Below are 2,480 nucleotides of genomic sequence, written 5' to 3' on the forward strand. Positions count from 1 at the left end.
TCCAATTATTCCTTGCAGGACAGGCACTTTCGCATATCTACACCCCGAAACTCACAACGTTTCACGAAAAATCCGGGTTAGAGCGCGAGCGGAGACGCTTCCCGCCGTATTCGAGGTGAACGTCTGCACTGCGGGCGCGCTGGGCTCCGGCAAGCCCATTCGTTCTCGTCGACGCGGTGACAGGCCCACCGCAAGTCCGGCGACCAGCAACGCCAGTACGCCCATCGCGATCTGGATGCGCCCTCCGGTGGAACTCGCCGTGCCAACTGCCGCCCAGCGCATGACGGAGAGCGCGGAGTCATGCATCCCGTACAGCGCACCCGCGGCAATGACAACGCACATTGCGATTCCGCCCAACCAAAACGCGGGCAATTGACGGACGGCATGGGGCGGGGACGACAACACGACGCTGACTCCGATCCGCACCGGATCAGCCGTTGCTAATAGCGCTAACGCCATTATGGTGACCCACATGGCAACGGACGGTACAACCGCCGAGCTCGGCGCGGAAGACGCAAAGAACATCAAATTGTCAATATCATACTGGTCGCTAGGAAATCGGTGTTTTTGTGGCGGCCAACTAAGACGTTTGGCGTCGATTGGCATGTCCGCAATACCGCAGCGGGGGTGTTGACCTGGCAATATGCACCGGACCCTGGCGCGCAACCCGTTTCGGGAAATGGCTCTATGAGGTTCGATCAGGTATATAGAAATACGTAAATTTTCGTGGCGTTGCTTTTAGCACGACCGATTGACCGCGTCCCGCAGCGGGTGACGTGTGCATGGCCGCCGCCAAACCAGGAAAAGCAAACCCGCGCATAGCGGAGTCGGCGGGCGCGTACCCAACCGAATTCGGCGTGGCGGGCTAGGGAGTATTAAATGCATTTTCGCGCCACAAGCAGCCGCGCCGGGCTCTTTACGTGCGCAATTGTGCCAAGTTTTGGGATCAAACCACTTTTCGGTTGGCACGCTTCACAAATGGCAGATTGCGGTGCTATACCCGCGCGACACGCTGGTCGGTGGTCCGTAGCAAACCGACCAGGCGACCATACCGTGATCTGGAATTGCTGCAGATGGCCCGCAAGGGGGGGCGTGTGGGAGGCGAACATCCTGTCGACGAAAGACCCGTCGGCAATTTTTTGCCAAGGCCGCTGCCGCCAGCACCGCCGGGGCTTTTATGTCTTTGGCGGGTCCGATAATCGAGAAAGCTTACGTCGGGGCCGCCTCGCCCTCGCGTAGCCGCGCGCCGCTGGTCTGCCTAGGGGAGGTTTGAGGAGTCGCAGGGAACGCTGCGATCGGCAGTCGCCGTGCCGGGCGGCCGGCGGCGGGTGCCTCCCCCGGCGCTTGAACCTGGCCCTGTCCACTCGGTGCAGATGGTGGCGGGCGTATGCCTAAGTGGTATTCGGATTTGGAAACAACGGATTCCACATTTCGTGCCTTATCTGGACAGTTGGTGAGTGTCGAAATCTAGGTAGCTGGGCGGTCCGCCAAGCGGGAGCAGCTATCTCCATCATGCTCCGCTGCAGTCATCGATTGATACAGGTAATCCCTTGCACCACAACGTATTTCAACTGACTACAGCAGCCGATGGGAGCGGACGTTAGGGCCCTGTAGCTAATACGAGATTGTCTGTGGTTGGCCGACGATAGGTAGCCGCCGAATAATTTCAGAGTTGCGGAGGAAGCGAAATCTCAAAATTAGAGATAGAGTCCCCGATATTGCTTTAAGATGCCAAGTGCTCGGTGGTGCTCGTTGCCATTGGGTGTGGTGAATGAAAGATCGGTACTGGAAGGGGACAACGTGCTTCTGCCTCTTGGTCCGCCCTTGCCGCCGGACGCGGTGGCTGCAAAGCGGGGTGAGTCGGGGATGCTCGGCGGGTTGTCAGTTCCACTCAGCTGGGGCGTGGCCGTTCCGCCGGACGACTACGACCACTGGGCGAAGGACGCCAAGGATGGCGCCGAGCCCGAACTCGTGCCGGGTGCGGTAGACACCGAGGGTGCTGTCGCAAAGGCCGAGGAAGAGCTGTGGGACGAATGGGCAGCGTGGCGAGAATGGCAAGCCGAGAACGCAGAACCTCGGTTTGAGATGCCACGCAACAACAACGTGGTACCGCATTCCCCGGCGGCCGGTTAGCAGAGAGAGGGGAGGACCGCCGTCTTTGCGAGTGATCGCGCAACTTCGGATTCCCTCGCTGGGCGGCGGTCACACACAGTCAATCTGCATGAGTAAACCCAAGTAAGAGATCCACCAAACAAGGAGAAAGCAATGACCGCGCGTTTTATGACCGACCCGCACGCTATGCGGGACATGGCGGGCCGTTTCGAGACCCACGCCCAGATCGTTGAGGACGAGGCCCGTCGCATGTGGGCTTCCTCGCAGAACATCTCGGGTGCCGGCTGGAGTGGTCTGGCCTCGGCCACCTCGTTGGACACCATGGGCCAGATGAACACGGCGTTCCGCAACATTGTGAACATGCTGCA

3 protein-coding genes are annotated in these 2,480 nt (G+C 59.8%); 2 read left to right on the plus strand and 1 reads right to left on the minus strand.

All coding sequences use genetic code 11. The annotated features are described in order from the left end of the window. Window positions 1-51: 51 nt before the first annotated feature. Complete coding sequence (locus tag BST27_RS30060) at window positions 52-474, minus strand: GAP family protein (RefSeq protein WP_170062402.1); 423 nt, start codon at window positions 472-474, stop codon at window positions 52-54. Between the two features lie 1,326 nt (window positions 475-1,800). On the opposite strand from BST27_RS30060, the gene BST27_RS30065 reads away from it, so the two are divergent. Beyond that, complete coding sequence (locus BST27_RS30065) at window positions 1,801-2,133, plus strand: hypothetical protein (RefSeq protein WP_079220320.1); 333 nt, start codon at window positions 1,801-1,803, stop codon at window positions 2,131-2,133. A 132-nt stretch (window positions 2,134-2,265) separates the two neighbouring features. After that, window positions 2,266-2,480, plus strand: a 215-nt coding sequence (locus BST27_RS30070; protein WP_083148807.1) for a WXG100 family type VII secretion target, incomplete at its 3' end; no start/stop codon positions are given.

Origin of the sequence: Mycobacterium intermedium, assembly GCF_002086275.1 — a bacterium.
Taxonomy (GTDB): Bacteria; Actinomycetota; Actinomycetes; order Mycobacteriales; family Mycobacteriaceae; genus Mycobacterium; species Mycobacterium intermedium.

Excerpts from the sequence above, each read along its gene's own strand:
- BST27_RS30060 (WP_170062402.1), bottom strand. The coding sequence starts at position 474 with ATGTGGGTCACCATAATGGCGTTAGCGCTATTAGCAACGGCTGATCCG.